Below are 680 nucleotides of genomic sequence, written 5' to 3' on the forward strand. Positions count from 1 at the left end.
ACCGAGAGCCGGCTCGCCATCAAGACCGACACCATCCTGGGTAAGAAGGTGCTCGAGATCGAGCCGCGGGGAACCCAGACGTTGCGGCCCGGGGCCGTGTTGCCACTGGGCCAAAGCACCACGCCCTATCAGCTCTACGACGCGAACTTCGACATCACGAAGGCCGCCACCGGCTGGAACATCGACACCGTCAAGCAGTCACTGAATGTGTTGACGCAGACCGTCAACCAGACCTACCCGCATCTGAGTGCCACCCTCGACGGGTTAACCAAATTCTCCGACACCATCGGCAAACGAGACGAAGAGGTCAAGCACCTACTGGCTCAGGCCCACCAAGTGGCCAGTGTGCTCGGTGACCGCAGCGAACAAGTCAACCGGTTGTTGGTCAACGCGAAGACGCTGCTGGTGGCGTTCAACGAACGCAGCCGCGCCATCGGCGTTCTGCTGCAGAACATCTCCGCCTTCTCGGCCGAGGTGCAGGGGTTCATCAACGACAACCCGAACCTTAATCCAGTACTGGAACAGCTGCGTGCGATCAGCGACGTGCTGGTGGAACGCAAAGACGACCTGGCACAAACCCTCACGTACGTCAGCCAATTCGCCGCATCGCTGGGGGAATCGGTGGCGTCGGGGCCGTACTTCAAGATTGTCCTGTCCAATCTGCTGCCGTATTGGATCTT

At 60.0% G+C, this 680-nt stretch carries 1 protein-coding gene; it reads left to right on the forward strand.

Features of this window, described 5'->3' with window-relative positions:
• Positions 1-680: MCE family protein (locus A5678_RS05045; RefSeq protein ID WP_156746764.1), on the forward strand; the 680-nt coding region annotated here is incomplete at both ends.

The sequence above is a fragment of the Mycobacterium sp. E2733 genome (assembly GCF_001667585.1).
GTDB lineage: Bacteria > Actinomycetota > Actinomycetes > Mycobacteriales > Mycobacteriaceae > Mycobacterium.